The sequence below is a fragment of the Sphingomonas sp. CCH9-E2 genome (genome assembly GCF_001557215.1).
GTDB lineage: Bacteria > Pseudomonadota > Alphaproteobacteria > Sphingomonadales > Sphingomonadaceae > Sphingomonas.
Genome location: NZ_LSJM01000337.1, coordinates 1 through 3,022 on the forward strand (window position 1 = coordinate 1; position 3,022 = coordinate 3,022).

The following is a 3,022-nucleotide window of genomic DNA, read 5'->3' on the forward strand; positions in this document are numbered from 1 at the left end:
CACCCAACGCCAGTATCCTATGGGTGGCCGGGTGGGGGAGCGGGCCGGTGCCGTTCCACCGAAGGTGTCACAAAAAATGTCTGAGATCGCTGTCCAGGAACGCTCGCGGCGCAAGCGCTGGGCGCGGCCTGGCAGCAGCCATGACCGGATCGTGCGCACCCTGCTCAGCATCCTGCCCGCCGGGATCGGCGTGCTCGGCGCGTTTCTGGTAATGGCGCCCTTGTTCATGGGCGGCGACGTGTCGTTCATGCTCGACAAGAACAAGGTCGATGTCGCGAGCGAGCGGCTGCGTATCCAGTCGGCGCGCTATCGCGGTGCCGATGCCAAGGGGCAGGCGTTCGTCCTGCAGGCCGGTTCAGCGGTGCAGAAAAGCTCGGCTGAGCCGGTGGTCCAGCTCAACGATCTGACCGCGGGAATCCAGTTGTCCGACGGCCCGGCCCAGGTGAAGGCCGAAAAGGGCCGTTACGACATGGAGCGCGAACAGGTTGCGGTCGACGGCCCGATCCAGTTCCGCACCTCCGACGGATACCGTCTCGATACGCGCGATTCGACGATCGATCTGAAGTCGCGCGAGCTCACCGGAACCGGCAACGTCTCGGGCAGCACGCCGCTCGGCAGCTTCAGCGGCGACAAGATGACCGCCGACCTCGACAAGCGCACGGTAAAAATAGAAGGCAATGCCCGCTTGCGGATCGATCCCAAGCGCGCAAATAGGTGATATGGTGCACCGCACATCACGCCCGCTCCTGATCGCCGCTGTGTCGGCGCTGGCCACCACTGTCCTGCTCGGTGGGGCGGCTATGGGGCAATCCGGCCATGATTCGAAGGCGCCGATCGATTTCGACGCGCAGAGCATCGAGCTGCAGGACCGCGCCAACCGCGCGATTCTCTCGGGCGGGGTGACGATCAAGCAGGCGAACATGACGCTCACCGCCGCGCGCGTGACGGTCAACTATACGGGCCAAGTGATCGACGGATCGCCCTCGGTCTCTCGCTTCGATGCCTCGGGCGGCGTCACCGTGACCCGGCCGGACCAGTCGGCCCGCGCGCAATATGGCGTGTACGACATCAACCGCCGCGTTATCACCATGCTCGGCAATGTCACGCTGACCCAGGGCGGCAACACCGTCAGCGGCGGGCGGCTGACGCTCGACCTCGACAGCGGGCGCGCATCGATCGACGGTTCGGGCGTCGGTACGACCCGCGCACCGGACGGCACCGTGGTCCGTTCGGGCGGACGCGTGACCGGGCGTTTCACGGTTCCCGACCGCAACTGATCCGACCATCGGGGCGGATGGTCGCCCGCATCCATGCATAAAACTTGCCAAGTGACTGGATGGTGAGGATTCGCTAAGCATCTCCTGCGATCAGGAAGGGCAGCATGGCAGACGTCGAGACACTGGAACCCGAAACCGTCGACGTGGGCAACCCGCCCGCATCGGGGCTGGCCGTGGTGTCCATCGCCAAATCCTATGATAAGCGCGTCGTACTGTCGGACGTGTCGCTGACGGTCGGGCGCGGTGAGGTGGTCGGGCTGCTCGGACCGAACGGCGCGGGCAAGACGACTTGCTTCTATTCGGTGATGGGGCTGGTAAAGCCCGATGCCGGGCGCATCATGCTCGACGGGCACGATATCACCCCGCTGCCCATGTATCGCCGCGCGATCCTGGGTCTTGGCTATCTGCCGCAGGAAACGTCGATCTTCCGTGGTCTTTCAGTCGCGAAGAACATCTCCGCCGTGCTCGAACTGTCGGAGCCGGACAAGACCGCGCGCGCGGGGAAGCTCGAAAAGCTGCTCGACGAATTCGGCCTGACCCGCCTGCGCGACGCGCCCGCAATGGCGCTGTCGGGCGGTGAGCGCCGCCGCGCCGAAATCGCCCGCGCACTCGCCGCCGACCCGTCGATCATGCTGCTCGACGAACCGTTCGCGGGCATCGACCCGATCTCGATCGCCGACATCCGCGATCTGGTGAAGGAATTGAAGACGCGTAACATCGGCGTCCTGATCACCGATCACAATGTCCGCGAGACCCTCGACATCGTCGATCGCGCGTCGATCATCTATGACGGTCGCGTGCTGTTCGCGGGGTCGCCGGAGGATCTGGTCGCCGACGCCAATGTCCGTCGCCTGTATCTGGGCGAGGGCTTCTCGCTTTAGTCCATGAGCCTCGCGCCGCGCCTCGATCTGCGCCAGTCGCAATCGCTGGTGATGACGCCGCAGTTGCAGCAGGCGATCAAGCTGCTCGCGCTGTCGAACCTCGAGATCGAGACGTTCATCGCCGAGGAGCTGGAGAAGAACCCGCTGCTCGATGCCGCGCGCGGCGATGACGAGCGCGGCGATGGTGCCGACCCGAGCGAGCCGTCCGAACCGCTCATCGAACGCGATGGTCCGGCGGATTCGAGCGAATTGCTGACTTCCGGCGACGCGACCGGCGAAGCTGCGCTCGACGTCGATATGACCGCCGAAACCTTCCATCATGACAGCGCCGCCGATTCGGTCGGTGGTCTCGATGGGGGCCTCGGCATGGGCGGCACCGGGGCGGGGGGCGAGGACGGCCCCGATTTCGACAGCTTCTCCTCCCCTGATCTCAGCCTCGCTGACCATCTGACCGCGCAGATCGGCGCGGTGATCGACGGCGCGGACCTGTTCATCGCCCAGCATCTGATCGACCAGATCGACGAGTGCGGTTACCTCACCGCTTCGCTGCTCGACATCGCCACGCGGCTCGGCGTCCCGCTCGCGCGGGTGGAGGCGGTGCTGGCGGTGATCCAGACGCTCGACCCGACCGGCGTCGGCGCGCGCGACCTTGCCGAATGCCTCGCGCTGCAGGCGAAGGAAGCGGATCGCTACGACCCGTGCATGGCGGCGCTGATCGCCAATCTCGACCTGCTCGCGCGCGGTGAACTCGCGCGCCTCAAGCGCATCTGCGGCGTCGATGACGAGGATATGGCGGACATGATCCGCGAGCTGCGCAGCTACGATCCCAAGCCCGGCTGTCGCTACGGCGGGGAGCCGGTACCC

Annotated in this window: 4 protein-coding genes; all 4 read left to right on the forward strand. The window is 66.0% G+C overall.

Features of this window, described 5'->3' with window-relative positions; translation table 11 throughout:
* Window positions 1–76 precede the first annotated feature (76 nt).
* A complete protein-coding gene (gene lptC / locus AX681_RS15890) occupies window positions 77–718 on the forward strand; it encodes an LPS export ABC transporter periplasmic protein LptC (RefSeq protein WP_066659141.1) in 642 nt (213 codons plus the stop codon).
* Window positions 719–800: 82 nt separating this feature from the next.
* Window positions 801–1,277 (forward strand): LptA/OstA family protein, encoded by a 477-nt coding sequence (locus tag AX681_RS15895; protein ID WP_066659142.1) that lies wholly within the window; start codon window positions 801–803, stop codon window positions 1,275–1,277.
* A 104-nt stretch (window positions 1,278–1,381) separates the two neighbouring features.
* On the forward strand, window positions 1,382–2,158 hold the full coding sequence (gene lptB, locus AX681_RS15900; RefSeq protein WP_066659139.1) for an LPS export ABC transporter ATP-binding protein: 777 nt from the start codon (window positions 1,382–1,384) through the stop codon (window positions 2,156–2,158).
* A 3-nt stretch (window positions 2,159–2,161) separates the two neighbouring features.
* Window positions 2,162–3,022: RNA polymerase factor sigma-54 (locus AX681_RS15905; protein ID WP_443026348.1), on the forward strand; the 861-nt coding region annotated here is incomplete at its 3' end.